This is a genomic window from Streptomyces sp. NPDC048275, assembly GCF_040652275.1.
Classification (GTDB): Bacteria; Actinomycetota; Actinomycetes; order Streptomycetales; family Streptomycetaceae; genus Streptomyces.
In genome coordinates this window covers 39,284-64,928 of the sequence record NZ_JBEZLR010000028.1, presented here as the reverse complement: position 1 = coordinate 64,928, position 25,645 = coordinate 39,284, and the positions used below count along the sequence as shown (strand labels likewise).

The window sequence follows — 25,645 nt, the reverse complement described above, 5'->3', positions numbered from 1 at the left end:
CAACTGTCCATGCTTGACTCAATCTCTGTCAATATTGATTCGATCAATATGCCGATACACGGATACGGTGGCGTCCATGAGGGATCAAGAACCGGCAGTGGGAGCACACGAGGGCCGACGGCTCAGCACCAGGGAGACCGCCGAGCTGCTCGGCGTGAAGCCCGAGACCGTGTACGCGTATGTGAGCCGCGGCCAGCTCAGCAGCCGCCGCAACCCCGGCGGTCGCGGCAGCACCTTCGACGCCAACGAGGTGGAGGCACTCGTACGGCGCAACAGGCGCGATTCCGGCGGGAGTTCGAGCACCACCGGTGAGCTGTCCGTCCGTACGCGCATCACTCTGATCGACAAGGACCGGTACTACTTCCGCGGCGTCGACGCGACCGAACTGGCCGCGCGCCACTCCTACGAAGAGATCGCCGAGTGGCTGTGGACCGGGGAGCTGCGCCCTGGTGTCACGTTCACGGCTCCGCGGGAGTCGGTCGCCGCCGCCCGCCGAGCGGTCGACTCGCTGCCCGAGCACAGCGGGCCGACGGACCGGCTGCGCGTCGCGACGATCGCCGCGTCGGCCGCCGACCCGCTGCGTTTCGACCTCTCGGAGAACGCCGTCCTCGGCACCGCGCGCACCCTCATCCCCACCCTCGTCACGGCCCTCCCACCCATGCGGTACGACCACCGCGACGAGGGCCCACTGGCGCACCGCCTGTGGGCGCGGCTCACCGGCCGGACCCCCGACGAGGCGTCACTGCGCGCGCTGGACACGGCACTAGGTCTGCTCGTCGACCACGACCTGGCCGCCTCGACGCTCGCGGTCCGGGTCGCCGCGTCGGCCCGGGCGCACGCGTACGCCGCTGTGTCCGCGGGCCTCGGCGTGCTCGAAGGGCCCCTGCACGGCGCGGCCAGCGGGCTGGCCCACCGACTGCTCCTCGACGTCCTGGACCGAGGCACCGCGGCCCCTGTGGTCGCCGACGAACTGCGCGCCGGGCGCCAAGTCCCGGGGCTGGGCCATCGGCTCTACCCCGGCGAGGACCCACGCGCGCGTGCCCTGTTCGCCCTACTGGAGGAGGTTCCCAGCGCGGCGCCCGCCCTGGCCGCGGCCCGGGACATCGTGGACACCACCGCCCGTCACACCCCCCTGCACGCCAATGTCGACCTCGCGTTGGCCGTGCTCACGGCATCCTCCGGCATGTCCTCCTCCGCCGGAGAGACGGTCTTCGCCGTCGCCCGCACGGCGGGGTGGATCGCCCACGCCTTGGAGGAGTACGGGGAGCGCCCCTTGCGCATGCGCCCGAGCGGTCAGTACGTAGGGCTGCGGCCGCCGCAGCCACTGCCAGAGTGAGCGCCCCCACGCTCCCCACGCCCCCACCGCGCGCCGAATGCGCCCAAAGTGCGCCCCCGTAGGAGCAGCTGGAAGTCGCCCCGCCGAAGTCAGGTTAGGCTCACCTCTGTGAGTACCTGCACGACCGCGTCCCGGGACCTCGACGAGCCCCTCGCGGGGACCGCGGCGACCGCGAGGACATGGCTGCTCCTTGAACAGCCCGGGCCATGGGGCGTCAAAGCGCTCACGTCGAGCCACCTGGACCCCACGCTCGGCCGTGCGCTCGAAGCGGCCGCCCAGGACACCGGCGTACGGATCGCGCTCATCCGCCGCCCCGGACGGCACGCCGACTGCGGAGCGCCCTCCGAACGCCATGTGTACGCGGCCCACACCACGCCGGGAAACGTCTGGCTGCACAGCGCCATGACGAACGACCCCGAGCAGCTGCTCAACCTCGACTTCACGGCGCTCGGCATGGGTGACCCTCATACCTTCGACGCGGCTCTCGGGGGTCGGCCCCATACGGGCGACCCGCTCGCCCTCGTCTGCACCAACGGCAAGCGGGACCGCTGCTGCGCCCTCCTCGGTCGGCCCCTCGCCGCCGAGCTCGCCGCCTCCGCTGTGGAGGGCGCGTGGGAGGTGACCCACCTCGGCGGTCACCGTTTCTCGCCCACGCTGCTCGTCCTGCCGTACGGATACGCGTACGGGCGGGCCGAGGCCCACGCCGTCAAGGAGATCCTCCAGGGCGTCCAGGAGGGGCGTGTCGTCACCGAGGGGTGCCGCGGGCGCTCCACGTGGGAGCGCCCCGCTCAGGCGGCCGAGCTGGCCGTGCGCACAGCCGCAGGGGAACACACAGCGGACGCCCTCAGCGTCGTCCGCACGGACGGCACGGCGCCGCGCTGGGAGGTGACCGTCGCCCACACCGACGGGCGCCTCTGGCGCGTCATCGTCGCGCGGGGCGCCTCGCTGCCACCCCGCCAGGAGAGCTGCGGCTCGGCGCTGGGTTCCCCGGCCCGGATGGACGTGGTGGCCGTACGGGAGCTCCCCCGGGTGACTCTTCCCGTGCCCTGCTGAACTCGGGGCTTGTACGGGGGCCTGCGGCCGAGCCGACGCGCAGCTGACCACAGACCCATGCCCAGAGGCCCCGTACGCGGCTGACCGCAGATCCGCTCCGCGCACCCCTGCGCCCCGCCTGCCGCAGCTCCCACACATCGCGTTCAAGAGATCCGCGCCACACCAACCACGACGCGGCGCGCCCTCCCCCGTACCGTCATGGGTATGAGCCCCACTCCCCCCGCACGACGACTGCGCCTCGGTCTGCCGCGGCGGGTGTTCTCGCAGGTATTGCTGATGCAGGTGGCGATCGCCGCCGGAGTCGCCGTGCTCGCCACCGGGCTGTTCCTGGCCCCGCTCAGCGCGCAGCTCGACGACCAGGCCATGCGCCGGGCGCTCGCGATCGCGCAGACCACGGCGGCCCAGCCACAGATAGCCGAGGATCTGCAATCTTCGCGGCCGTCGGTCAACGGCCCCGTACAGATCGAGGCCGAGCGCATCCGCAAGGCCAGCGGGGCCGAGTACGTCGTGGTGATGAACATGAACGGCGTGCGCTGGTCGCACAAGGACACCACGCAGATCGGCGGAGTCGTCTCGACCGATCCCAGCCAGGCCCTGGCCGGCAAGGACGTCATGCAGATCGACGACGGCACGTTGGGACGCTCGGCCCGCGGCAAGGTACCGCTGCGCGACACCGACGGCCGCATCATCGGCGCGGTCTCGGTGGGCATCGAGTACGACAGTGTGCGCGCCCGGTTGATCCACGCCATCCCTGGGCTCTTCGCGTACGCCGGCGGGGCCCTGGCCGTCGGCACGTTCGCCGCGTATCTGCTCTCCCGGCGGGTCCAGCGGCAGACCCGTGACCTGGCCTTCTCCGATATCTCGGCGCTGCTCGCAGAGCGCGAGGCGATGCTGCACGGCATTCGGGAGGGCGTCATCGCGCTGGACCGCGTCGGCCGCGTACGCCTCCTCAACGACGAGGCGCAGCGCCTGCTGGGACTCGACGCGGAGGCCATCGGACAGCCGCTCGACGACGTGCTCGGGCCAGGCCGGACGACCGATGTGCTGACCGGGCGGGTCACCGGCACGGATCTACTGACGGTACGCGGTCAGCGTGTCCTGATCGCCAACCGCATGCCGACCGACGACGGCGGCGCCGTGGCCACCCTGCGCGACCGCACCGAGCTGGAGCAGCTCGGCCGCGAACTTGACTCCACGCGCGGTCTGATCGACGCCCTGCGCGCGCAGGACCACGAACACGCCAACCGCATGCACACGCTCCTGGGGCTGCTCGAGCTGGAGATGTTCGACGACGCCGTGGAGTTCGTCGACGAGGTGGTCGGCGACCACCGGGTCACCGCGGAGCAGGTCACCGAGAAGATCCACGATCCGCTGCTCGCCGCCCTGCTGGTCGGCAAGGCCACGGTCGCGGCCGAGCGCGGCGTGGCCCTGTGGATCTCGGACCGGACCCTGCTGCCCGACCGGGTGGTCGACCCGCGCGGACTGGTCACGGTGGTCGGCAACCTGGTCGACAACGCGTTCGACGCCGTCGCGGGCACGCCGCACGCGCGCGTAGAAGTCGAATTGCGCGCCGAGGGGCGTACGGCCGTGCTGCGGGTGCGCGACACCGGGCCCGGGATACCGGCGGACCGGCGGGAGTTGATCTTCACCGACGGATGGTCGACCAAGAAGCCGCCGGCACACGGCAAGCGCGGAATCGGACTCTCCTTGGTGCGCCGACTGGCCGAGCGGCAAGGAGGCAGCGCCGAGGTCACCGAGGCGAACGGCGGCGGCGCGGAGTTCATGGTCGTCCTGCCGGAGGCGCTTACGGAGGCGGCTCTCGCACCACAGGCAGGTCCCGCTCCGGAGGCAGAACTCGCCTCGGACACGGGCGTCGCGTCGGACAGGGGCGTCGCCGTGGAGGCAGGTCTCGCCCCGGGGCCGCGGGGCGCACTCGTCCCCACCTCCGAAACCCAACGCCGGCCGGAGCCGACCTCGTCCCTGGAAACCACCACCAGGACGACCCTCAAGGAGGAGTCGCGATGATCGAGGTCCTGGTCGTGGACGACGACACCCGGGTCGCGCGGGTCAACGCCGCGTACGTGGAGAAGATGCCCGGCTTCCATGTCGCGGGCCAGGCGCACAGCGCCGCGGAGGCGCTGCGCCGGTTGGAGGCGCTGCCGCACCTGGACCTGGTCCTCATGGACCACTATCTGCCCGACGACACGGGTCTCGCCGTCGTCCAGGAGATGCGCCGTCGCGGTCATCAGACCGACGTCATCATGGTGACGGCGGCCCGTGACATCTCGACCGTCCAGGCTGCGATGCGGCAGGGCGCGCTGCAGTACCTGGTCAAGCCGTTCGCCTTCGCGGGCCTGCGCGCCAAGCTGGAGGCGTACGCGAACCTGCGCCGTACCCTCGACGGCGGCGGCGAGGCCGAACAGGCCGAGGTCGACCGGATCTTCGGCGCCCTGTCCGCGAGTGCGGAGCCGGACCTGCCCAAAGGGCACTCCCCCACGACCGCGGAGCTCGTGCGCCGCGTCCTGGTGAACGCCGATGGGCCGCTGTCGGCCCAGGAGATCGCGGAGCGGACCGGACTGAGCCGGCAGACCGCCCAGCGCTATCTGAAGTTCCTGGAGCGCACGGGGCGGGCCAGGCTGACCCTCAAGTACGGAGACGCGGGCCGCCCGGAGCACCGCTACATCTGGGTGACCCGCGCCTGAGGGCACGGTTGTCGTTACCGCCTTGAGGACCGTCCCAGGGCTGTCCACGGGCATCACGCCGTAGTGCGAGGACACGGGGCGACCGGAGCATCGGTACACGTGGGTCACGCCCTGAGGGGCGATCGCCTACGTCGCGACAGGCGCCCTCAGACCGCCCCGGCACCCGTCAGCGACCGCACCTCGGTCTCCGCGTGCTTGGCCTCGTCCGGCGGTTCGGCCGAGGTGACCGTGCCCAGCCAGCCCGCGAGGAAGCCGAGCGGGATCGACACCAGGCCGGGATTCTGCAGCGGGAAGTACTGCAAGTCCACACCCGGGAACAGCGATTCGGGGCTCCCCGACACCACCGGCGACAGCAACACCAGCAGCAACGCGGGCACCAGACCCCCGTATACCGCCCACACCGCGCCGCGCGTCGTGAAACTCCGCCAGAACAACGAGTACAACAGCACCGGCAGGTTCGCGGACGCGGCGACCGCGAAGGCGAGGCCTACCAGGAAGGCCACATTGAGATCGCGGGCGAGCAGCCCGAGCGCGATCGCGACCACGCCGACGCCCACCGCCGCGGTACGCGCCACGGCGACCTCGCTGCGCGGCTTCGCACGTCGGCGTCGCAGCGAGGCATAGAGGTCGTGGGCCACGGACGCCGAGGACGCCAGGGTGATGCCGGCGACGACCGCGAGGATCGTGGCGAAGGCGATGGCCGCGACAATCGCGAAGAGAACCGTTCCTCCGGTTGAATTGGCACCGCCGCCCAGATCGAGCGCGAGCAGTGGAACCGCCGTGTTCCCCGCCGCGTTCGACCCGCGCACCGCCTGTGGACCGACGATCGCGGCCGCCCCGAAGCCCAGCACGATCGTCATCAGGTAGAAGCTTCCGATGAGCCCGATCGACCAGACCACCGACCGCCGTGCCGCCCGCGCGGTCGGCACGGTGTAGAAACGCGACAGGATGTGCGGCAACCCGGCCGTGCCGAGCACCAGCGCGAGGCCCAGGCTGATGAAGTCGAAGCGCGCGGTCCAGTCTCCGCCGTACTTCAGCCCCGGCGCAAGGAACGCGTCGCCGTGCCCGCTGCGCTCCGCCGCCGAACGCAGCAGCTGATTGACATCCCCGTGGAACCGCACCAGGACGAGCACCGTCAGGGCGATGGCGCCGCCCAGCAGCAGGACCGCCTTGACGATCTGAATCCAGGTGGTGGCCCGCATCCCTCCCAACGACACATAGATCACCATCAGGGCGCCGACGCCGACCACCGTCCAGTTCCGCGCCGCCTCGCTCGTACCCCCTAGGAGCAGCGCGACGAGGCTGCCCGCACCCACCATCTGCGCCACCAAATACAGAACGGACACAGTCACCGAGGAAGTTCCCGCCGCGATCCGCACCGGTCGCTCGCTCATTCGGGCAGCGATGACGTCGGCGAGCGTGAACCGGCCGCAGTTGCGCACCAGTTCGGCGACCAGGAACAGGACGACCAGCCAAGCGACCAGAAACCCGACGACATACAACAACCCGTCGTAGCCGTAGAGCGAGATGAGTCCCGTGACTCCGAGGAAGGACGCCGCCGACATGTAGTCACCCGAGATGGCAAACCCATTCTCCATCGGAGAGAAGAGCCGCCCACCTGCATAGAACTCCTCCGCCGAACCATGCCGGTTGCGGCTCACCCACGTCGTGATCGCCAGCGTCACCGCCACGAATGCGCTGAACAGCAGCAGGGCCAGCGTCTGATGGTTGCCGGTCACAGCTCACCACCTCTGACACTTCGTGTCAGCTCCTGGGTGTCCCAGCGCAGATCGAGCGCGGCCCGGTCCCTGCGCAGCCGCGCATGCCGTGCGTACGCCCAGGTGAACAGGAACGTGGTGAGGAACTGCCCGAGCCCCGCCACCATCGCCACGTTCACGGCGCCGGCGACAGGCCGGGCCATCAACGCAGGTGCCGTCGTGGCGGTCACCACATAGCCCACGTACCACGTGAAGAACACAACGACGCCCGGGACCACGAACCTCCGGTACCGGCTGCGCACCTCCTGAAACGCCGCGCTACGCTGCACCTCCAGATAGACGTCGGCCGTCCCGCCCGCCCGGCCGTCGTGCTCCGTGCGCGCGGACGGCACAGCGGGAGCAACCGCTCCCGTGCCGTCCAACTCGCCCCAGCCGGAGGCGAGCGCGTCGTACCAGGGGTCGTCGAACCGGAGTTCCCCGGTATCGCGACCGTCGTGCTTCTCCACCAAACTCTCCTTGTCCGCGACCCTCTTTCGGTCGCGTGCTCAAGGATGGACAGATCAGGAAGATCCCGGACTCTTCTCTCCGCGCTCTTCACCCCATCGGATGACTCAACCCACCGGTGGCCCTACGAGACACTTCCCGAAGGCGTAACGGACCGCCTGAGCACGGCCCTTGAGCCCCGCCTTGGCGAAAAGGCTGTTGATGTGGGTCTTCACGGTGGCGGTGGAGACATGCGGCTTGCGAGCGATCTCCTGATGCGCGGGAACACCCGGCGCAGACTCCGGCTCCGACAGCCGCTCCAGCAGCCGCCGTTGCATGCTCGGCGAAGATCGCCAAAGCATCGACGAGCCCGGACATCAGGGCCTCCGTGGGCGAGCAGAGGCGGGTACCGGCAGCGGGCGCTGTCGACGCCTTCGACGCTACGGAAACCGGCAGGTCAACAGATCGGAGCAAGGGGGGATCACGGGTGGATCCGTAACCGGCCCGAGCTCCACCCACGGGTGGAGCCCCGCACGGCACTGTTTCCAGGCGCTGTTTCCCGCGGGGGGCCGGTTTTCACCCCCGCCGCCCTTACCCATTCCCATCTCCTGGGGGCTCCACCCCCAGGCCTCCTGCTGCGGCCTGAACGGCCTCGTCCTCAAACGCCGGACGGTAAGCGCCGATCCTCAGCCCGACCGCTCCCGCAGCCGCCCCACCCGCGGCAGGGGCCGTGCCGGTACGTCGCACAGCACAGCCCCTCGCTCACGTGCGGATCGAGCAGCGGCTTCCTTGCCGGGCCCGCGCCGGATCCGGCGGCCGCGAGCGCAGCGCCTACGCGTCGATGCGCGACCGATCCAACGTCGCCGCGGAGCTGGAGATGAACTCCTTGCGAGGAGCCACATCGTTCCCCATCAGCAGATCGAACACCTGCTCGGACGCCTCCAGGTCGGAGATATTGATCCTGCGCAGAGTCCGGTACCGCGGGTCCATCGTCGTCTCGGCCAGCTGATCGGCGTCCATCTCGCCAAGACCCTTGTAGCGCTGGATCGAATCCTTGTACCGCACGTTCTTGCGCTGCAGCTCCAGCAGCGTGTCCCGCAGCTCGCGGTCCGAGTACGTGTAGATGTACTTGTCCTGCCCCTTCTTGGGCTGGCTGAGCTCGATGCGATGCAGCGGGGGTACGGCAGCGAACACCCGCCCCGCCTCGACCATCGGCCGCATGTAGCGCTGGAACAGCGTCAGCAGCAGAATGCGGATGTGCGCGCCGTCGACATCGGCGTCGACAAGAAGAATGATCTTCCCGTAGCGCGCCGCGTCGATGTCGAAGGTCCGGCCGGACCCGGCACCTATGACCTGGATGATCGCACCGCACTCGGCGTTCTTCAGCATGTCCGTGACGGACGCCTTCTGAACGTTGAGGATCTTGCCGCGGATCGGCAGCAGCGCCTGGAACTCGGAGTTGCGCGCGAGCTTGGCGGTGCCGAGCGCGGAGTCTCCCTCAACGATGAAGAGCTCGCTGCGCTCGACGTCGTCGCTGCGGCAGTCGGCGAGCTTGGCGGGCAGCGAGGAGGACTCCAGGGCCGTCTTCCGGCGCTGCGCGTCCTTGTGCTGACGGGCAGCGATCCGCGTACGAGCGGCCGCGACGGCCTTCTCCATGACGACCCGGGCCTGCGCGGCCGCGTCCCGCTTCGTGGAGGTGAGGAACTCCTTGAGCTCCTTGGAGACGACGTTCGTCACGATGCGGCGGGCCGCCGAGGTACCGAGCACCTCCTTGGTCTGCCCCTCGAACTGCGGCTCGGCGAGGCGGACGGTGACGACGACGGTCAGGCCCTCCAAGGCGTCGTCCTTGACGATGTCGTCCTCGGCGACACGCAGCAGCTTCTTGGCCCGCAGCACCTCGTTGACCGTCTTGGTGACTGCCTGCTCGAAGCCCGCGACATGCGTGCCGCCCTTGGGCGTGGCGATGATGTTCACGAACGACCTCAGAGTCGTGTCATAGCCGGTGCCCCAGCGCATCGCCACGTCGACGCCGAGTTCGCGGGTGACCTCGGTCGGCGTCATCTGCCCGTGATCGTCCAGGACCGGGACGGTCTCCTTGAAGGTGCCCTGCCCGGAGAAGCGGAGGACATCACAGACGGGCTTGTCAGTCGCCAGATACTCGCAAAACTCACTGATTCCACCGTCGAAGCGGAACGACTCCTCACCCTTGCTGCCGCCCTCGCCGAGCCCGAACTCGTCGCGGACGACGATGGTCAGGCCCGGCACCAGGAAGGCGGTCTGACGGGCGCGCTGGTGCAGGTTCTCCAGAGAGAGCTTGGCGTCCTTGAGGAAGATCTGGCGATCGGCCCAGTAGCGCACGCGCGTACCGGTGCGGGTCTTGGGGATCCTCTTGAGCTTGCGCAGCCCGCTGGTCGCGTCGAAGCCGGCGTCGGGACCGTCCGCCTTGAACGCTCCGGGAGTGCCGCGCCGGAAGCTCACCGCATGGGTGTGGCCGCCACGGTCGACCTCGACGTCCAGCCGGGCGGAGAGCGCGTTCACCACGGATGCGCCCACGCCGTGCAGACCACCCGAGGCCGCGTACGAGCCGCCGCCGAACTTGCCGCCGGCGTGCAACTTGGTCATCACGACCTCAACGCCGGAGAGACCGGTCTTGGGCTCCACGTCGACCGGGATACCGCGGCCGTTGTCCCGCACCTCCACCGAGGCGTCGTCGTGCAGGATCACCTCGATGTGGTCGCAGTAGCCCCCCAGTGCCTCATCGACGGAGTTGTCGATGATCTCCCAGAGACAATGCATCAGACCGCGACTGTCGGTCGATCCGATGTACATGCCCGGGCGCTTGCGCACGGCCTCGAGCCCCTCGAGGACGAGAAGGTGCCGCGCGGTGTAGTTGGAACCGTCCCGGTCTGCTCCGGTCAGCAACGCTGTGGACGGCACGGACGTCTCGGCGGTCACGCGGTTCGCTCCTCGCTGAATTTCAGATGGGACCCTAATGGGTAAGGGTCCGGCTTCGGTCACCGCTCAGAGGGTACCGAGGCCTGGTAGAGCCGTTGTAACGCCACCCTCGCATGAAACTCAGACTAGTCCAGAGTCGCATGGGTGTTCGATCCCTCGATGGAGTGAAGTACATATCACGTTCCCTTCCAGGCATGAACCATTTAGGCTCCGGGCACGTCCTCATGAACAACCGGCAAGCCAGCCGGGAGGATCGACCCTGACAGACCGCGCGAACCCGTAAGACACGAAGACACGCAATACGGCCCATTCGCCGCCACCTGGCAGCAGACAACCGCCCCGGAGAGAAATTTTCGAGGAAAAGCCACGAGCGGGAACGTTTTCGGCCTGGTTGGATGTTGACCCTGGTACGACAGCTCGTCGAGCTAGAGAAGAGGCGACGTGACTACTGTTCTGACCCCCGCGAGCCCGCTGACGGCCGCTGACCGCTGCGACCGTTGCGGCGCCCAGGCATATCTGCGCGTCCTCCTCAGCAGCGGCGGTGAACTGCTCTTCTGCGCCCACCACGGGCGCAAGTTCGAGCCGGAACTCAAGAAGATCGCCGCTGAGATACAGGACGAGACGGAGCGACTGACGTCGGTCCCGGCGACGTCCAATGACGAAGAGCGCTGACACTTCGCATCAACGACGAGCCAGCCCCGGCATAGGCCGGTGTACGGGTGGCCGCCCCCACTACCGGGGGTGGCCACCCGTATACGTACCGCTTCCCTGTGCGCCCAGAGCGACCGCGGTTTCGCGGTTCGTATCGTCTGCTGTCTGCTCGTCCTCCGAGCGGCTGCCCTGCCGTGCGCCGCTTTCGCGCACCCACGGGCGGCAGCGCAGACCGCTGCAGCCCGTCCACCTAGAGCTGCGGCACGCCGCTCCGCCCGCGCACCGAAAGCTGCAGCGCATACCGCTCACGCGGGGCGACTGCCGTTCGTACTACTTCCCGCCGGCGCCTCAGCGGGCCCGGCTCAGCGACCTGACGACGCCCGAGACCCTTGTGTAGACCCCAGGGCTTCCTTGCCGCCCGCAGCCGCTGCCCCACGACACAAGGCCTATTAGCCGCCCCTGGGCGACCAGCGGACCGCCGCTGTCCCCCTGGCAGGCATCCCGCCCACCCGCGATCTCCCCGGCGCACAACATGGAGTCGGCCCGATAGGTTCCGTCCGCGCCACCCGAATACGCCTGCTTGCAGTGGGTGTCGGACAGCACCTTCACGGGAGCGGCACGCAGGCTGAGCGCGTAGTCGCCGCCGCCTGTCGTATCACCCCAGCCGTAGACCATGGCGGCCGTACCAGGCGTGTACGCGGTGTCCTTGGAGGGCGCCATGCGGATGACCGCGCTCTCGGGCAGCGGGGAGGCGAGCGTGAGCACGGCGAAGTCCCCGGCGTTCGTGAAGCTGTCGTACCCCGGGTTGACCCAGGTGTCGCGCACGGAGATCTCCTGACCCTTACCGGAGAGCAGGTCGCCACGGTTGGCGATGATCTTCAGGTCACGGACCTCCTGAGGTGGCGCCCCCAGCACAGCCTGGCTCAGACAGTGGGCCGCGGTCAGCACCATCGACGGATCGATCACCACGCCGCCGCAGAACTGCCCCGCGCGCGTACCTCCGAACAGGTCACGGCTGGACAGCGCCACCGTCCACGGGCTTTGGGAAATGTCGACCGGAAAGCCGCCGACGACGACGCTGTCGGCAGCCGCCGGGGCAGGGGACGACAGGGGTATCAGGGCCGCCGCGGCCGCAAGGGCCAGCGCTGGGGCGATGGGACGGCACATTCGCGCTCCTCACTCTGGGATGACCATGGAGTACCCAGAGTGATTCAGCGGGCTATGTCACGCACGCCGCACACATACCGAGGGCCCGGCTCCCCAGCGGGAGTCGGGCCCTCAGTGCCGTACGGCCGAGACCTAGTCGAGGTAGTCGCGCAGCACCTGCGAGCGCGACGGGTGACGCAGCTTCGACATCGTCTTGGACTCGATCTGGCGGATGCGCTCACGCGTGACGCCGTACACCTTGCCGATCTCGTCGAGGGTCTTCGGCTGACCGTCGGTGAGACCGAAACGCATGGAGACGACGCCTGCCTCGCGCTCGGACAGGGTGTCGAGGACGGAGTGCAGCTGCTCCTGGAGGAGCGTGAAGCTGACCGCGTCCGCCGGAACCACGGCCTCGGAGTCCTCGATGAGGTCACCGAATTCGCTGTCGCCGTCCTCGCCCAGCGGGGTGTGCAGGGAGATGGGCTCGCGGCCGTACTTCTGGACCTCGATGACCTTCTCGGGGGTCATGTCGAGTTCCTTGGCCAGCTCCTCCGGGGTGGGCTCGCGGCCCAGGTCCTGGAGCATCTGGCGCTGCACGCGCGCGAGCTTGTTGATGACCTCGACCATGTGCACCGGGATACGGATGGTGCGGGCCTGGTCGGCCATGGCGCGGGTGATCGCCTGACGGATCCACCAGGTGGCGTACGTGGAGAACTTGTAGCCCTTGGTGTAGTCGAACTTCTCGACCGCGCGGATCAGACCGAGGTTGCCCTCCTGGATGAGGTCCAGGAAGAGCATGCCGCGGCCGGTGTAGCGCTTGGCCAGGGAGACCACCAGACGGAGGTTGGCCTCCAGGAGGTGGTTCTTGGCGCGGCGGCCGTCCTCGGCGATGATCTCCAGCTCGCGCTTGAGCTTCGGGGCGAGCTTGTCGGCGTTGGCCAGCTTGTCCTCGGCGAACAGACCGGCCTCGATGCGCTTGGCGAGCTCGACCTCCTGCTCGGCGTTGAGGAGGGGGACCTTGCCGATCTGCTTGAGGTAGTCCTTGACCGGGTCGGCGGTGGCGCCGGCCGCGGCGACCTGCTGCGCGGGCGCGTCGTCCTCGTCCTCGTCGGACAGTACGAAGCCCTGGGCGCCGTCCTCGGCGGGCTCTTCGGCGCCGGGCTTGCCCGGAGTCTCCTCGACCGCCTCGTCGTCGATCAGCTCGACGTCGTCCTTCTTGGCGGTGGTCTTCTTGGCCGCCGTCTTCTTGGCGACCGTCTTCTTCGCGACGGCCTTCTTGGCGACCGTCTTCTTGGCAGTGGCCTTCTTGGCGGACGCGTCCTCAGCCGGATCGTCGGCGACGGGCACCGCCGGGGCGGCGGTGGCGGTGGCCTTCTTGGTGGTCACCGTCTTCGCCGCCACCGTCTTGGTGGCGGTGCGCTTGGCCGGACTCTTCGCTGCGACGCTCTTTCGTGTGCGCTTGGGCTCCGCGGCACTGACCATCAGCGTCACACCCTCTTCCTCGAGGATCTGGTTGAGGCTGCGCAGTACGTTCTTCCACTGAGTGGCCGGAATCTGGTCAGCTTCGAAGGCCCGACGCACGTCATCGCCGGCGATCTGCCCCTCAGCCTTTCCCCGCTCAATGAGCGCCATGACAGAGACGGACTCGGCGATCTCCGGCGGGAGCGTACGGGATGTGCTGGCCGACACGAACAACCTCTCGGAACGTTGGAAAACGGCTTCCGGCCCCGTCCACTGCGGACAGGAACCGACGACCGCCGACTTGGGAATGGGCCGACGGCGCGGGCGGGGGCCGGGAAGAAGCACAGCGCCGTAAGCGGCGTCCGTATTCCCTCCTCGGCTGTCACCTCTTAGGTCATCGCGCAGTTCCGAGGAGCGTTACGCCCAATCTGCGTGGCCCGAGTCACACCCCGTAAGCACTCAAAAACGACCAGATACGGCCAGATGGGGGTAGCCGGTGGACCCATCACCGCAAACCGATGGGTTCATCACCTCATCGCACCGCCGGACCCCGTCGGGTCCCGGAAGGATCCGACGGGGTCCGGCGGGGTCCGACAGGACCGGTTCGCCGACCAAGCGATGCCATGAGAGGGCACATGCCCCCGACCACGCCGCCCTCGGGCCGCGGTCAGTGCTCGCGCGGCGCGGGCACCACGCGCTCCACCTCGGGGTGGACGGTGAGCAACTGCCGCATGGCCGCCTCGGCCGCCGCGCCGTCGGCCGCGGCCAGAGCGTCGACGATCCGAGCGTGGTGCCCCAGGGAAGCCTCGTTCGGCCGGTCACAGCCGGCGACAGGGCCGCCGGAGACCTGGAGCGCGGCCGAGACGATCCCCGAAAGGTGCTCCAGCATGCGGTTGCCCGAGACCTGGATGAGCAGCGAGTGGAACTCCGCGTCGGCCCGCGAGAAGGTGAGCGAGTCACCCTGTGCCATCGCGTGGCCCATGATCTCGACCATGTCGCCGAGGCGCTGCTGGACCTCCTCACGCCCGTGCCCCGCGGCCAGGCGCGCGGCGAGCGGCTCGATCGTCCAGCGCAGCTCGCTCAGCTCGCGCCGCTGGTCGTCGCGCTGCGGCCCGAAGGCCCGCCATTCGATGATGTCCGGGTCGAGGAGATTCCAGTCACTGACGGGGCGCACCCGCGTACCGACATTGGGGCGGGCGCTGACCAGGCCCTTCGCTTCGAGCACGCGGAGCGATTCACGGACGACGGTGCGGGAGACCTCGAACCGCTGTCCGATCTCCTCGGGGACGAGCGGGCGGTCCGCGCCGAGGTCGCCGGAAACAATCATCTGGCCCAGTTGTTGGACGAGTTGGCCGTGCAGTCCGCGTCCGCGGCTGCCCGCGGCGCGTCGGCCCACGCGGCCCAGCTCCGGGTCCGCGCTCTCCCACGCGGAGGCGCCGACACGTTCGGCACCAGGGGTCTCGGCGTAGGGGTAGCGGTCGAGTTCGCCCGGGCCGGTCAGGCCGGAGTCTGCGGAGCGGGCGGCGGTCATCATGGTGTGCGCAAGGGTACTCACGGATCATTTGTCGGCGCTGTCCCCAACTCCCTTGAGGTCTTTGGTGAAAAGCACACGAAAGGGTGATCGCTCACCCCGTCGCAATTGACGCCTTATCGGAAAGAAATGGGCGTTCTCCGGGGAGTTGTGTGCATGGCGGGAACGGAAGGGTACGGACGGTCGCCATCGAACCCCGCTCCGCAGGGTCGTGAGCAGATATGCGCAGAGCAGCGCGGTCAGCGACAACATCAGTGCACCACCCACGGGTTGGGCGATCAGCCGCGCTCCGGCGGCCAGATAGCGCTCCCCACCGAACGGCCATTGCATCAGCACGAGCTCGCACAGTCGCTCCGGAAACCCGGCCGCCGTCCGTACGGACGGCCCCTCCAAGGCTTTTTGTACGAGCGGTACGACCACGATCGGCACGGCGAGCACCGCTGCGAGCCCGGCGGACGTGGCACGGAAGATGCCCGCCGCCAGCACCCCCGCCCAGGCGCAGCCCACCACGAGTCCGATCCAACTCGCGCTCAGGGAAAGCCAGTCGGCGGGAACTCCGGTGAGCTCCCGTCCGTAGACGAGATAGAGCGCTTCGAGGTCGCAGCCCACGGTGAGGAAAGCCAGTATCAGGGCGGTGGCCGAGGCGACGAGGAGTTTGGCGGCGAGCAGTCCCAGGCGACGGGGGACGGTGCCGCGGTCCGCGGCCAGGGCGGGGTGGCGGAATTCCTCGCCGGAGGCGATCGCCCCGAGCAGCCCCGCGCCGAGCGCCGCGGGGGGCAGGGGGCATTGCTGCGGCCAAGCGGCCAGCAGGCGCGGCTGAGACGTGTGACCGATTCTGGCCAGAAATACGGACAGGAGCGCGGACGTGACCAGCACAGCGGCAAAGGTGAGGTAGCCGGTGCCGACTCCGGCGGCACGCCGCAGTTCGTAGCGCAGCGGACGCAGCGGGCTCGGGGCTTGGCGTACGGCGATGGGCGGCGGGAGCGGGGGCAGAGTCTCCGCGGTCGGCGACTCGGTCGGGCTCGGCTCGTCGGCAGTGCGCGCGCCCGTCAGGCTCGGCTCGTCGGCAGTGCGCGCGCCACCGTCGTCGGGCGCCGCGGCCCGGGATCCCATGTCGCCGATCTCGTCGGCGAGTTGGTGTACGAGGATGCCGTGCCGGAAGGCGGTCTCACCGACGTCGGCACATGTGCTGCCGTACACCGAGAGCCGGTTTCCCTCCTCTCGCACGATCTCGACGGAACGCTGTGCGGTGCGGGCTTCCTTGGTGAGCAGGGCGCCGAGACGGGCGGCGTGCGGGCTGAGGACGGCCACCCGGGGACGGAGCCGGGTGCGAGCGAAGTCCGAGACCTCCTGCTCGGCGACGAGTCGGCCCTCCTCCAGCGTGACGACCCGGTCGGCGGTCCGCGCGGCCTCCTTGGGATCGGCCGTCGTGAACAGCACGGTGCCGCCCTGGGCCGCGTGCGCGTGCAGTATCCCGTGCAGCCAGCGGCCCTCTCGGGCGCAAAGTCCGTCGGCGGGATCGTCGAGGACGAGGGTGTGCGGGTCGGACAGCAGTGCGCAGGCAAGACCGAGGCGGCGGTCCATGCCGCGTGAAAGGGTGCGCAGGCGTTCGTCGCGCAGGCTGACGAGCCCGACCACTTCGAGCACTTCGTCGGCACGCCGTACCGGCACACCGGCGGCGGCGCACAGCATGCGGAGCTGTCCGCGGACCGTGCGCGCGGGATGGCCGGGCACCTCACCCAGAAGCACGCCGACTTCGCGCGACGGATGGGCGATCCGGTGCAGCGGGCGGCCTCTGAAGTAGGCGATTCCGCGGCCCTGCTGAAGTTCGAGCATGAGCCTGAGCGTCGTCGTCTTGCCCGCGCCAGGGGCTCCGAGGAGCGCGGTGACGCGGCCCGCGCGCGCCTCGAAGGACACGTCGTCGACAGCGGCTGGAAAATCCTTACAGGGGTTGCTGGTCAATCCGATGGCCTGGATCACTCACAGCAAGATAGCGCTATATTTCCGTTTTTTCGGGCAGCCTGAGGCTCATCGCGGCCCGGCCTTCATCTCTCTCGCGAGAACGCCCCGGCCCCGAGTCGGGCTCTCCCTCTCTCCCCTCGTCAGACCTCGGGCCGCAGCATCGGCGGATTGAGCAACGTGGCGCCGCCCGCTCGGAACAGTTGAGCGGGTCGACCGCCCTGGCGCGTGGTCGTGCCGCCCGTAGGCACGAGGAAACCCGGTGTGCCCGTCACCTTGCGGTGGAAGTTGCGCGGATCGAGTGCCACACCCCACACGGCCTCGTACACACGGCGCAGCTCGCCCACGGTGAACTCGGTCGGGCAGAAAGCGGTGGCCAACGACGAGTACTCGATCTTGGACCGGGCACGCTCCACACCGTCCGAGAGGATCTGCGCGTGGTCGAAGGCGAGAGGCGCCGCCTGTTCACCGTCGCGGGCATAACCACCCTGCTGCAACAGCTCCTCCACGGGCGCCCAGCGCGCGCTGTTGGCGTCACCACCGGCCCTCGGTGCGGGCAGATCGGGAGCCAGCGCGAGATGGGCGACGCTGACCACCCTCATCCGCGGGTCACGCTTGGGGTCGCCGTAGGTCGCCAGCTGTTCCAGGTGCGCGCCATTGTCCTGTGCCGGGGCGGATGGGTCGTGGGCACACAGCCCGGTCTCCTCGACCAACTCGCGCGCCGCCGCCTGCGCCAAATCCTCGTCGGACCGCACGAAGCCGCCCGGAAGCGCCCACCGGCCCTGAAACGGCTGCTCACCCCGCCGCACCGCCAGCGCGCACAGGGCATGGCGACGCACGGTCAGCACGACCAGGTCCACGGTCACGGCAAAGGGCGGAAAGGCCGACGGGTCGTAGGGCATGCCGCGATCATAGTCGTCTGCCTGACGATAAACACGCCCTTCGCAGGCCGCTTCCACCGCTGATCCCCTTCCGTCCGGTACGGGTCCCACCAGCCGCTGCCCATCCCCGTCCGAAGGCGCGTCCCGCAAGGTCACACTCCCAACTGCAGCCAATCGGCCGCCTCCTCGACCATGGCGAGACCGAGCCTGCTGATGCGTACGGAGAAGGGGGCGCCCGCGATCCGCAGTCCGGTCAGCCCGAGCTCGCCCAGCGGTGCGCTGCTGACCGGGCGCAGTGTCACCGTCCCGGCCGGGACGTCGGGGCGGATCCCGGCAAGAGCGGTGAGAAGCAGTACCCCGGCTGCCGCTGCCGTGGCCGCCGGTCGGCAGGCCGCGGGATGCGGCAGGGGTGCGCCGGCCTCCGTGCGCTGCTCCCCCGCGTACATCTCGGGCAGTCGGTGCCCGAAGGTCTCGGACGCTGTCAGCAGCCCCCGCAGCAGCGCGCCCGCCTCCTTCTCGTAGCCCGCGGCGGCCAGTCCCGAGACGGCGATCGCGGTCTCTTGAACGCGCACGGCGCCACCCCGGTGGCCGAAGGGGTTGTACGCCGCCTCCCTCACGCCCAGGCTGCGCAGCCCCCAGCCAGAGTCCATGGCCGGGCCGCCGAGCAGCCGGGCAAGCTGCTCCGTCTGCGCCTTGTCGAGCAGGCCGGGTGCCAGCGCGCCGGAGCCGAGCAGCCCCGTGTCGAGGAGGTGGACGCTACCCGCACCGAGGCGCAGCACAAGGCGCCCGTCCAGGGCTCGGGCGGCCGCCGGTCTGCCACCACCCCGGTCGTCGACCCAGAATTCCTCGCGGAACGCGGTCCGCAGCTCCTGCGCCCACTGCCGCAGCTCCAAACCACCCGGCCTGCCATGTGCGTCGAGCAGATCGGCGCCCAGCAGTGCCGCCCGATGGGCGTGCGCCTGCGTCTCGCAGCGAAACGGTCCGCCAGGGTCCGGATCGGGCAGGTAGGTACCGCCGCCGACGGCAGCCCGCAGCCATGTGAGGCAGCGTTCGGCTGCGGGAAGCAACTCCGCCGTCTCATGCTCCGCCAGGCCCCAGCGCCGGGCTTCCGCGAGGAGCACGGGGAACAGCAGGGTCGCTTCGGTGGCCGTGCAACCCGGAGGCAGGTGCGGGCCCGCGTCCCGGCGCGGTCCGGGGATCAGGCCGGACTGCTGTCCGGGACCCGCGAGTTGGGTGCGGGCGAGAGTCCGCAGAGTGCCCGCGGCGAGCCCAGCGCCGAGTGGCAACGTCATCCGGGCCGCGACCAGTGCCTCGGCCGGGGCCAGGCCGCAGCGCCACGGCGCCCCTGCCGCAAGGTACGTGTCGGACGGGTGGACGGGGTCACGCAGCAGCAGCGCCTGGAGATCCTCGACACAGGTGTGCAGGAACGCCGGAACCCTGGGGTCGTCGCTCACCGCCCGGGCCTGGGACAGCGGGCTCGTCGCACCGTGTCCCACCGCCCTGATGGGCCCCGCGCCGTCCGGACGTACCCGCAGCTCCACGCTTCGCGCTCCGCCGGGCGGCAGTTCGATCTCCCACCGGAGCAGCCCCGCGGAGGCCAGGGCATCGGCGGGCGGAGGGTCGGCAGTAACTGCCGAGTTTCCCGCTGCGCAGGACCATCGCAGGCCCGAGTCGTGGACGCTGGCCGGCAGTTCGGGCCCGGCACGGCCCGAGGCAACCGAGCCGAGCTCCGCGAGATCCGTGCCCAGGGCGACCTCGACGGGCAGGCGCAGGGTGCGCGGAGCGGCGCTCTGCAGGGTGATCCGCTCCGTGCCGTCCGCGGAGCGTGTCCGTTCCACGACCACGTTCGGATCCGGGCCACCGTCGGCAGACGCGCGGACCGTACCCACGAAGCGGGCTCGGTCGGCCGCGACCATCCGGGCCTGCACGGCGAGCGGTTCGCGCCCCGCCACCCGCACCTGGCAGCGGGAAAGTATCCGCCGACCTCCACAGTAGAAACCCTCCAGCCCATGGCCGGTCAGCTGCCCCTGTTCCGTGGAGATCGCCAGTCCCGGCAGGGCGACGCAGATCAGCGCGGTGTGCGCCGGCGGCAGGTGCGTGGTCCGGCGCGGTGCGTTGGGCGCGTGACGAGTTGCGGGACCGCCCGCCCCGCTGAAGCAACTCGAAGCGCTCTCCGCTCCGGCGAACTGGGCCGACGAACCACCTCGACGCGTGAAGGGCTGCGCAGTCGGGCGACCCGGCGGAAGGTCGCCATCAGGGCTGGAGGACGGATTGGGCAAGAGCATGGGGCGGCTTCCTCCGCGCTCGGTGCGCCTTGGGCGCGCTCGGCGCCGGGTTGGGGGCTCCGGAGGGTCGGGGTGTTGCGGCGGCACGGCCCGGCCACGGATACCGCCACACAGGTGAACGGCATGGCGCGGCTCCGGGTCACGCTCTGGGCCGGTGAAGCCGACCGAATGGCGGTGAGGTGGTCGGCCGACCGCGTCCAGGCCGACCGGGACACGGTCGGTGCACCCAGGGGATGTGGCAAACGGGTGGGGAGACGCACACACGCGCCATCGGCTCGGTGGGCGCACTGCTCGCCAACGGCGCGATGGGCGTCCCATAGGTCATCGGCGCGCTGAATTTGCTGCTCGCCGACGGCCCGGTGGGAGTGCTGCCCGCCCACCGCTCGGTGGGAGCCCTGGCGATCACCGGCAGGATGGAAGCGCCTTTCGTCATCGGCATGGTGGGAGCAACCTTCGCCGTGACGGTCCACTGCCGCGAGGGAGTCATGCACCTCGTCGTGGTGAGCGTGCGGTTCGCCTTCGGCGCGGCAGCAACATCGTTTGCCACCCATGGCACGGAGGTGAGCGCGTGCCGTCGCATGGCACGGAGCGGCACCCCGTACCAAGGGCACCAGGCCGTTCACCCGGCCTGTTGCTCGCCACCTCACCCTGATTCCGGCGCTCATGTCTCCTCCCCCGCACCGCGCCGACCGGCCTCACGGCGGGCCCGTGGCCGACCGCTCGTCCCCTCGGGCGCTCGGCCCGGTCCGTCCCCGGCGGGTGAGGCTTCGTCGGCGGGCCGGCGCCGATGGAGACTGCCCGCCCCCGGGGACCGACGACTCGGACGTGCTCCCCCGCTTCCTGCCGAACGCGCCCCAAGTCGGCGACGGGTTGCGGTGCCCGAGGACTGCGCCGTGGCTCCGGCTGCGCCGGAGCCCGTCGACGGCACCACCACGTCGAGTTGCTCGGAAGGGGCCGCTGCTCCTGGCCGTCCCGAGCCCGACCTCGGCCCGTCACCATCGCGCGGCGCCGAGAGAGCGGGCTCCGATGCTTGCTCCGCTTGCGCCCCGGTGCGCCCGGTACGCTCCGCGCGCAGGCAGCGGCGGATCGATTCCGGGTCCAGGCCCTCGTTGCACGCCTGGTGCAGAAGTCGGGCGAAGAGATAGTCGGGATCGGCTCCAAGGGCCATGGCCAAGGCTTCCCGGGCCTCCAGTTCGTCGCCGGTCGACCAAGCGACCCACCCCGCGAGAGTGAGAGGTGCCGCGGCGTGCTCGCTGTAGGAGCCGACGCAGCGGCGGGCCAGCGCTCGCCAAAGGCGCAAGGCCGGGCCCGCCTCGTCCCCTTCCATCCACTCGGCGGCACGGTCACGGGTCGTGCGGTCCTGAAGACCGAGGATCAGCGTGGCGGCCTCGTCGTGCTCCAGGAGTCCGTCGTCGCGGAGGTCCGCCGGGCGGGTGCCGGACACCGGTGGAGCGTCGGCGAGCCGCTTCATGACCTGCCGGGCCAGCTCGAGGGCCTCCGCAGCCACATGTGCGCGACTCTCGTCGTCCAGGATCCTGGGGACCAGAGCCATGCTCGCCGTGTCGAGCGCGGCCTCCTGCTCCAGCGCGACCGCGCTCTCCCAGGGAACGAGCCGAGCCGTGAATTCCCGCAGGGACCCCCGCACCTGGAGGCCCGCGTAGGTCGCGGCGGCGGCGATGACGGAGGTGCCGGGCAAACCGATCGGCTCCCCGTCGGACGAACAGCACCCCTGGCCCGGGCAGCAGTACGACCAGAAGCGACCGTCGGAAATACACAGGGCCTCGATCACAGGGACGTCAAGGCGACCGCAGGCCGTCCGCAGCAACTGCGCCAGCGGCCGCAGACGTTCCATGACGTCCCGTCCCGACTCTCCGCTCTCCGGTTCCAGGCAGAGGTAGGCGACCATGCTCTCGGGCCGGGCACCTCTGCGCTCGCTTCCCTTCACCAAACCCTGCGCCAGCTGCTCGGCCACGGAAGGCCAATCGTCCGCGTGGGCGGGGATGCCGAGCCGCGCCCGCCCGCCGAAGCGACCGCGCCGCTCTCGGTCGTGCAGGGCGACCAGCACGATGCTGTCCTCCGGCCGATACCCGAGCAGGTACGGCAGGGCATCGGCCAGCTCGGCCGGCGACCGCAGAGTGACCTGGTGCTCGCTGGGCAGATCGGGCCCTCCGCTCCCGGGCCGCCCCTTCCGCGCGCCGCCCGCGGCACCATCGTCGTGCCCGCCGCGCCCACCCTCTCCTGCGTGCAGACCGTGCCCGCCATCTCCCCCGTGCAGACCATGCCCGCCGATGTCACCGTTGCCGGACGCACCGGCCGCTTCGTCGTGATTCGTCATGCCGTGACCATCCCGCGAATCTCGAAATCCCGCTGCGACCTGTGGATAACCACGACCATGGACACGACATGAGTTGTCCACAAGGCGGCAGGCAGGTTCACGCGATGTCCGATCCATCGGGTTGCCTGGGGGCATGACCAACGAAGACCCGGACCCACGGCCGACGATGACCCGCACATCGCGGCCGACGCCGTACTCGCCCGCTCGTCGGTGCCCCGGCGGGCGCCGCCCGGCTGCGCGAGGATCAGTGGCGTGCCCTCGATGCCCCAGTAGCCGAGAAGCCCAGAGCCCTGGTCGCGCAGCGCGCGGAGTGAGGCAAGTCCGCGGTGCACTTCGTCGCGACCGAGCCGCTGCGCGGAGCGGGGCACCGGGCCCACCGTCGTCGTCTCGCCGCTCCTCTCGCTCACATCCCCTTCTGACCACGGCTGTTCAACAACGTCACCCTGCGCCTGCCCGGCAGTGACGACTTCCCCGCAGAGGCCAAACGCCGGGCCACCCGCGCCCTCGCCGCCGCGGCAGCCGTCGCCGCCCTCACCGTCGAGGTCGGCGACCGCTACCCGCTGGGGCGACATCGCCAAGGCCCACGACCGCGTCGACGCAGGCGGCCGGGGACGGGCGCTGGTCACCTTCCCTCGCTGATCGGTCCGTCGGCGCGTCATGACCGCCGCCCCTGACAGGTGGTTTCGGCCCAGGTGTCAGGCCGTGTCAGGCCGTCTTCACCGTCTTCATGGTGAAGTGCGAGGTGACGTTCTTGATCCGCGGGATGGTCATGACGCGCCGGCTGAGGAAGGTCTCGTAAGCGGGCAGGTCGGCGACGGCGACGCGCACGAAGTAGTCCGGGATGCCGAACAGCCTGCGCAGCTCGATGACCTCCTCGGCCTGCGTGAGGGTCTGCTCGAAGCGCTCGACCGTCTGCGCGTCCTGGGCTTCGAGGCTGAGCTCGATGAGCACCTCGAAGGAGCGGCCCACGGCAGCCGGGTCGATGACGGCCCGATAACCGCGGATGACACCGTCGGCTTCCAGGCGTTGGACGCGCCGCAGGCACGGCCCGGTCGTGAGCCCGACGCGCTGCGCCAGCTCGACGTTGGTCAGCCGTCCATCCCGCTCCAGCTCGGCAATGATTGCCAGATCGATCGCATCCACGACAAAAGATTGCACCCCAGACTGACGAATGAGCAATCTTTGCAACCACATGTGGTGCGTTTTTCGAGACGATAAACAGATGCAACAAGACGTTCTGACCCGCGCACCGGTACCGGAAGCCGCCCCGGCCCCGGCTTCCCGGCGCCAGCAGATAACCGAAGGAGTCCGTGACTCCTTCTCCGCCGGCCTCGGGATCTTCCCCCTGGGCATCGCTCTCGGCCTGCTGATCCTCCAGGCCGGCCTGCCGTGGTGGCTCACACCCGCCCTGTCCCTGGCCGCGTTCGCCGGCTCGCTGGAACTGCTGCTGGTGGGCATGATGGCCACCGTCACGCCGCTGGCCGCGGTCGCGCTGACCGTACTCGTGGTCAACTTCCGGCACGTCTTCTACGCCTTCTCCTTCCCCCTCCACCTGGTCAAGCACCCGGCCGCGAAGGCATACGCCGTCTACGCGATGATCGACGAGGCGTATGCGGTCAACGCCTCGCTGCCCGAGACCGAACGCTCCGGACCCCGGCTACTCGCAATGCAGATCGCCTGCGAGATCTACTGGGTCGGCGGCGGCCTGGTCGGCGTCGCCCTCGGCGCCGCGCTGCCCGCGCCGATCAAGGGCCTGGAGTTCGCGCTCTGCGCCCTGTTCACCGTGCTCACCCTGGACGCCTTCCGCTCCCGCCGCGAGGTCCCCTCGGTCCTGCTCGCCGGAGCCAGTGCCACCGTCGCGCTCGTACTGACCCCGGGCCTCGCCATGTTCACCGCGCTGCTGCTCTTCGCCGGCCTGCTCCTGGTGCGCCACGCGGTCACCGCACCCCGCCCCGCCAAGGAGCCCACCGATGCCTAGCACCTCGTACCTCATCGCCGTCCTGGCGATCGTCTTCACCATCACCCTCGCCCTGCGCGCCCTGCCCTTCGCGGTACTCGGCAGGCTGCGCGGCTCGGCAATGGTGCAGCAACTGTCGGTGTGGATGCCGGTGGGCATCCTGGCGATCCTCGCCGTCACGGCCCTGCACGGCACGATCACCACCGACCCGCACGGAATGGCATACGCGCTCCTCGCCGTCGCGGTCACCATCGGCGTCCACCTGGCCTTCGGCCACCGCACGATCCTGAGCGTGGGCATCGGCACCGCCCTCTACGTCGTCCTGCTCAACACCCTGTGACCAGCGGTGATCAGCCGCGATCAGCCCGAGGAGCAACGTCCGTTGAACACCTTCACCCCGGCCCCCGACAGCTACTACGAGCGCATCGACGAGCACCGCTACAAGCCGACAACCCACGCGGGCGGGGCCTGGGATCCCGACGAACAGCATTTCAGCCCGCTCGGCGGCCTCGTCGTCCACGCCATCGACCGCCATCTGGCCGCGCGGCCGGACACCGGCCTGGTCCTGGCCCGAATCAGCTACGACATCCTCGGGCGGCTCGCCCTCGACGAGTGCGAGATCCGGGTGGACACCGTCCGCCCTGGCCGCACCATCGAGCTGATCGAAGCAGTCGTACTCATCGCCGACCAGCCCGTGGTCCGGGCCCGAGCCTGGCTCCTCGCCACCATCGACACCTCCGCCGTCGCCGGCGGCCCCGACGACCGGCTCGCCCCTCCCGAGGGGTTCGGCTCCTGGCCGATGACCTCGGTGTGGCCGGGCGGGTACATCGCCTCCCTGGATGTCCGCCCGCTCGCGCCACCCCGGCCGGGCCGTACGGCAGCCTGGATCTCCACCCGTGTCGGCCTCGTCGCCGGCGAGCCCAGCAGCCCGCTCGCGTCCTACCTCGCCCTCGTCGACACCGCCAACGGCATCGCCGTACGACAGCCGCCCACCGCCTGGATGTACCCCAACGTCGACCTGACCGTCCACCTCCACCGCCGGCCCGAAGGCCACTGGACCGGCCTGGACACCACGGTCACCTTCGGCCCCACCGGCCAAGGTCTCACCAGCACCGTCCTGCACGACCTCAACGGCCCGGTCGGACACGCACAACAGATCCTCACCGTCCGTCCCATACCGAACCAGTGAGCG

General features: G+C 70.1%; 19 protein-coding genes and 3 pseudogenes. 10 read left to right on the top strand and 12 right to left on the bottom strand.

Annotation, left to right across the window (positions count from 1 at the left end; translation table 11 throughout):
- Positions 1-76 precede the first annotated feature (76 nt).
- The 4 genes from AB0D57_RS18845 to AB0D57_RS18830 all read left to right on the top strand — a co-directional run bounded on the left by AB0D57_RS18845 (position 77) and on the right by AB0D57_RS18830 (position 5,091).
- Complete coding sequence (locus tag AB0D57_RS18845; protein WP_362073509.1) at positions 77-1,336, top strand: citrate synthase; 1,260 nt, start codon at positions 77-79, stop codon at positions 1,334-1,336.
- 108 nt (positions 1,337-1,444) lie between these two features.
- The gene (locus tag AB0D57_RS18840) at positions 1,445-2,389 is read left to right on the top strand and encodes a sucrase ferredoxin (protein ID WP_362073506.1); all 945 of its coding nucleotides are present in this window, start codon (positions 1,445-1,447) and stop codon (positions 2,387-2,389) included.
- Positions 2,390-2,593: 204 nt separating this feature from the next.
- Positions 2,594-4,414, top strand: coding sequence for a sensor histidine kinase (locus tag AB0D57_RS18835; protein WP_362073503.1), 1,821 nt, complete (start codon positions 2,594-2,596; stop codon positions 4,412-4,414).
- Entirely contained in the window at positions 4,411-5,091 is a 681-nt protein-coding gene (locus AB0D57_RS18830) for a response regulator (RefSeq protein WP_362073500.1), read from the top strand. The genes AB0D57_RS18835 and AB0D57_RS18830 overlap by 4 nt, the downstream gene beginning before the upstream one ends.
- 146 nt (positions 5,092-5,237) lie before the next feature.
- Here AB0D57_RS18830 and AB0D57_RS18825 read toward each other — a convergent pair whose 3' ends face one another.
- The 4 genes and pseudogenes from AB0D57_RS18825 to AB0D57_RS18810 all read right to left on the bottom strand — a co-directional run bounded on the left by AB0D57_RS18825 (position 5,238) and on the right by AB0D57_RS18810 (position 10,247).
- The gene (locus AB0D57_RS18825) at positions 5,238-6,830 is read right to left on the bottom strand and encodes a cation acetate symporter (RefSeq protein ID WP_362073497.1); all 1,593 of its coding nucleotides are present in this window, start codon (positions 6,828-6,830) and stop codon (positions 5,238-5,240) included.
- Positions 6,827-7,315, bottom strand: coding sequence for a DUF485 domain-containing protein (locus AB0D57_RS18820; RefSeq protein WP_362073494.1), 489 nt, complete (start codon positions 7,313-7,315; stop codon positions 6,827-6,829). Before AB0D57_RS18820 ends, AB0D57_RS18825 begins: the two co-directional genes overlap by 4 nt.
- A 105-nt stretch (positions 7,316-7,420) precedes the next feature.
- A pseudogene (locus AB0D57_RS18815) lies at positions 7,421-7,676 on the bottom strand (helix-turn-helix transcriptional regulator); the annotation flags it as partial.
- A 447-nt stretch (positions 7,677-8,123) separates the two neighbouring features.
- Positions 8,124-10,247 (bottom strand): DNA topoisomerase IV subunit B, encoded by a 2,124-nt coding sequence (locus tag AB0D57_RS18810; protein ID WP_362073491.1) that lies wholly within the window; start codon positions 10,245-10,247, stop codon positions 8,124-8,126.
- 441 nt (positions 10,248-10,688) lie between these two features.
- Here AB0D57_RS18810 and AB0D57_RS18805 point away from each other — a divergent pair, with 441 nt between their 5' ends.
- Positions 10,689-10,919, top strand: coding sequence for a hypothetical protein (locus tag AB0D57_RS18805; RefSeq protein WP_362073487.1), 231 nt, complete (start codon positions 10,689-10,691; stop codon positions 10,917-10,919).
- Between the two features lie 327 nt (positions 10,920-11,246).
- Here the strand turns inward: AB0D57_RS18805 and AB0D57_RS18800 are convergent, their stop codons facing one another.
- The 7 genes from AB0D57_RS18800 to AB0D57_RS18770 form a co-directional block, all read right to left on the bottom strand.
- Positions 11,247-12,065, bottom strand: a complete 819-nt coding sequence (locus AB0D57_RS18800) for a serine protease (RefSeq protein WP_362073484.1) — start codon at positions 12,063-12,065, stop codon at positions 11,247-11,249.
- A gap of 132 nt (positions 12,066-12,197) precedes the next feature.
- Entirely contained in the window at positions 12,198-13,733 is a 1,536-nt protein-coding gene (locus tag AB0D57_RS18795; protein ID WP_362073481.1) for an RNA polymerase sigma factor, read from the bottom strand.
- Between the two features lie 439 nt (positions 13,734-14,172).
- Positions 14,173-15,060 carry an FCD domain-containing protein gene (locus AB0D57_RS18790; RefSeq protein ID WP_362073478.1) on the bottom strand — a complete coding sequence of 296 codons (888 nt, stop codon included), beginning with the start codon at positions 15,058-15,060 and terminating at the stop codon, positions 14,173-14,175.
- Positions 15,061-15,063: 3 nt separating this feature from the next.
- Positions 15,064-17,016 (bottom strand): ATP-binding cassette domain-containing protein, encoded by a 1,953-nt coding sequence (locus AB0D57_RS18785; RefSeq protein WP_362073475.1) that lies wholly within the window; start codon positions 17,014-17,016, stop codon positions 15,064-15,066.
- 122 nt (positions 17,017-17,138) lie between these two features.
- Positions 17,139-17,897 (bottom strand): NUDIX hydrolase, encoded by a 759-nt coding sequence (locus tag AB0D57_RS18780; protein ID WP_362073472.1) that lies wholly within the window; start codon positions 17,895-17,897, stop codon positions 17,139-17,141.
- A 131-nt stretch (positions 17,898-18,028) separates the two neighbouring features.
- The gene (locus AB0D57_RS18775) at positions 18,029-20,161 is read right to left on the bottom strand and encodes a glycogen debranching N-terminal domain-containing protein (RefSeq protein ID WP_362073469.1); all 2,133 of its coding nucleotides are present in this window, start codon (positions 20,159-20,161) and stop codon (positions 18,029-18,031) included.
- A 661-nt stretch (positions 20,162-20,822) separates the two neighbouring features.
- Positions 20,823-22,496 carry a DUF4192 domain-containing protein gene (locus AB0D57_RS18770; RefSeq protein WP_362073466.1) on the bottom strand — a complete coding sequence of 558 codons (1,674 nt, stop codon included), beginning with the start codon at positions 22,494-22,496 and terminating at the stop codon, positions 20,823-20,825.
- Positions 22,497-22,673: 177 nt separating this feature from the next.
- On the opposite strand from AB0D57_RS18770, the pseudogene AB0D57_RS18765 reads away from it, so the two are divergent.
- Together AB0D57_RS18765 and AB0D57_RS18760 are read left to right on the top strand one after the other, a co-directional pair.
- Positions 22,674-22,901: pseudogene (locus AB0D57_RS18765) on the top strand (recombinase RecQ); the annotation flags it as partial.
- 2 nt (positions 22,902-22,903) lie between these two features.
- A pseudogene (locus AB0D57_RS18760) lies at positions 22,904-23,135 on the top strand (NADPH:quinone reductase); the annotation flags it as partial.
- Between the two features lie 66 nt (positions 23,136-23,201).
- Here AB0D57_RS18760 and AB0D57_RS18755 read toward each other — a convergent pair.
- Entirely contained in the window at positions 23,202-23,639 is a 438-nt protein-coding gene (locus AB0D57_RS18755) for an Lrp/AsnC family transcriptional regulator (RefSeq protein WP_362073463.1), read from the bottom strand.
- A gap of 79 nt (positions 23,640-23,718) precedes the next feature.
- Here AB0D57_RS18755 and AB0D57_RS18750 point away from each other — a divergent pair, with 79 nt between their 5' ends.
- Genes AB0D57_RS18750 through AB0D57_RS18740 form a run of 3 tightly spaced genes read left to right on the top strand, consistent with a single transcriptional unit; the run spans position 23,719 to position 25,642 of the window.
- Entirely contained in the window at positions 23,719-24,474 is a 756-nt protein-coding gene (locus tag AB0D57_RS18750; RefSeq protein ID WP_362073460.1) for an AzlC family ABC transporter permease, read from the top strand.
- Complete coding sequence (locus tag AB0D57_RS18745; RefSeq protein ID WP_362073457.1) at positions 24,467-24,793, top strand: AzlD domain-containing protein; 327 nt, start codon at positions 24,467-24,469, stop codon at positions 24,791-24,793. The genes AB0D57_RS18750 and AB0D57_RS18745 overlap by 8 nt, the downstream gene beginning before the upstream one ends.
- 42 nt (positions 24,794-24,835) lie before the next feature.
- Complete coding sequence (locus AB0D57_RS18740; protein WP_362073454.1) at positions 24,836-25,642, top strand: thioesterase family protein; 807 nt, start codon at positions 24,836-24,838, stop codon at positions 25,640-25,642.
- Positions 25,643-25,645 lie beyond the last annotated feature (3 nt).

Excerpts from the sequence above, each read along its gene's own strand:
- AB0D57_RS18845 (WP_362073509.1), top strand. The coding sequence starts at position 77 with ATGAGGGATCAAGAACCGGCAGTGGGAGCACACGAGGGCCGACGGCTC.
- AB0D57_RS18835 (WP_362073503.1), top strand. The coding sequence starts at position 2,594 with ATGAGCCCCACTCCCCCCGCACGACGACTGCGCCTCGGTCTGCCGCGG.
- AB0D57_RS18830 (WP_362073500.1), top strand. The coding sequence starts at position 4,411 with ATGATCGAGGTCCTGGTCGTGGACGACGACACCCGGGTCGCGCGGGTC.
- AB0D57_RS18800 (WP_362073484.1), bottom strand. The coding sequence starts at position 12,065 with ATGTGCCGTCCCATCGCCCCAGCGCTGGCCCTTGCGGCCGCGGCGGCC.
- AB0D57_RS18780 (WP_362073472.1), bottom strand. The coding sequence starts at position 17,897 with ATGCCCTACGACCCGTCGGCCTTTCCGCCCTTTGCCGTGACCGTGGAC.
- AB0D57_RS18775 (WP_362073469.1), bottom strand. The coding sequence starts at position 20,161 with ATGCTCTTGCCCAATCCGTCCTCCAGCCCTGATGGCGACCTTCCGCCG.
- AB0D57_RS18770 (WP_362073466.1), bottom strand. The coding sequence starts at position 22,496 with ATGACGAATCACGACGAAGCGGCCGGTGCGTCCGGCAACGGTGACATC.
- AB0D57_RS18750 (WP_362073460.1), top strand. The coding sequence starts at position 23,719 with ATGCAACAAGACGTTCTGACCCGCGCACCGGTACCGGAAGCCGCCCCG.
- AB0D57_RS18745 (WP_362073457.1), top strand. The coding sequence starts at position 24,467 with ATGCCTAGCACCTCGTACCTCATCGCCGTCCTGGCGATCGTCTTCACC.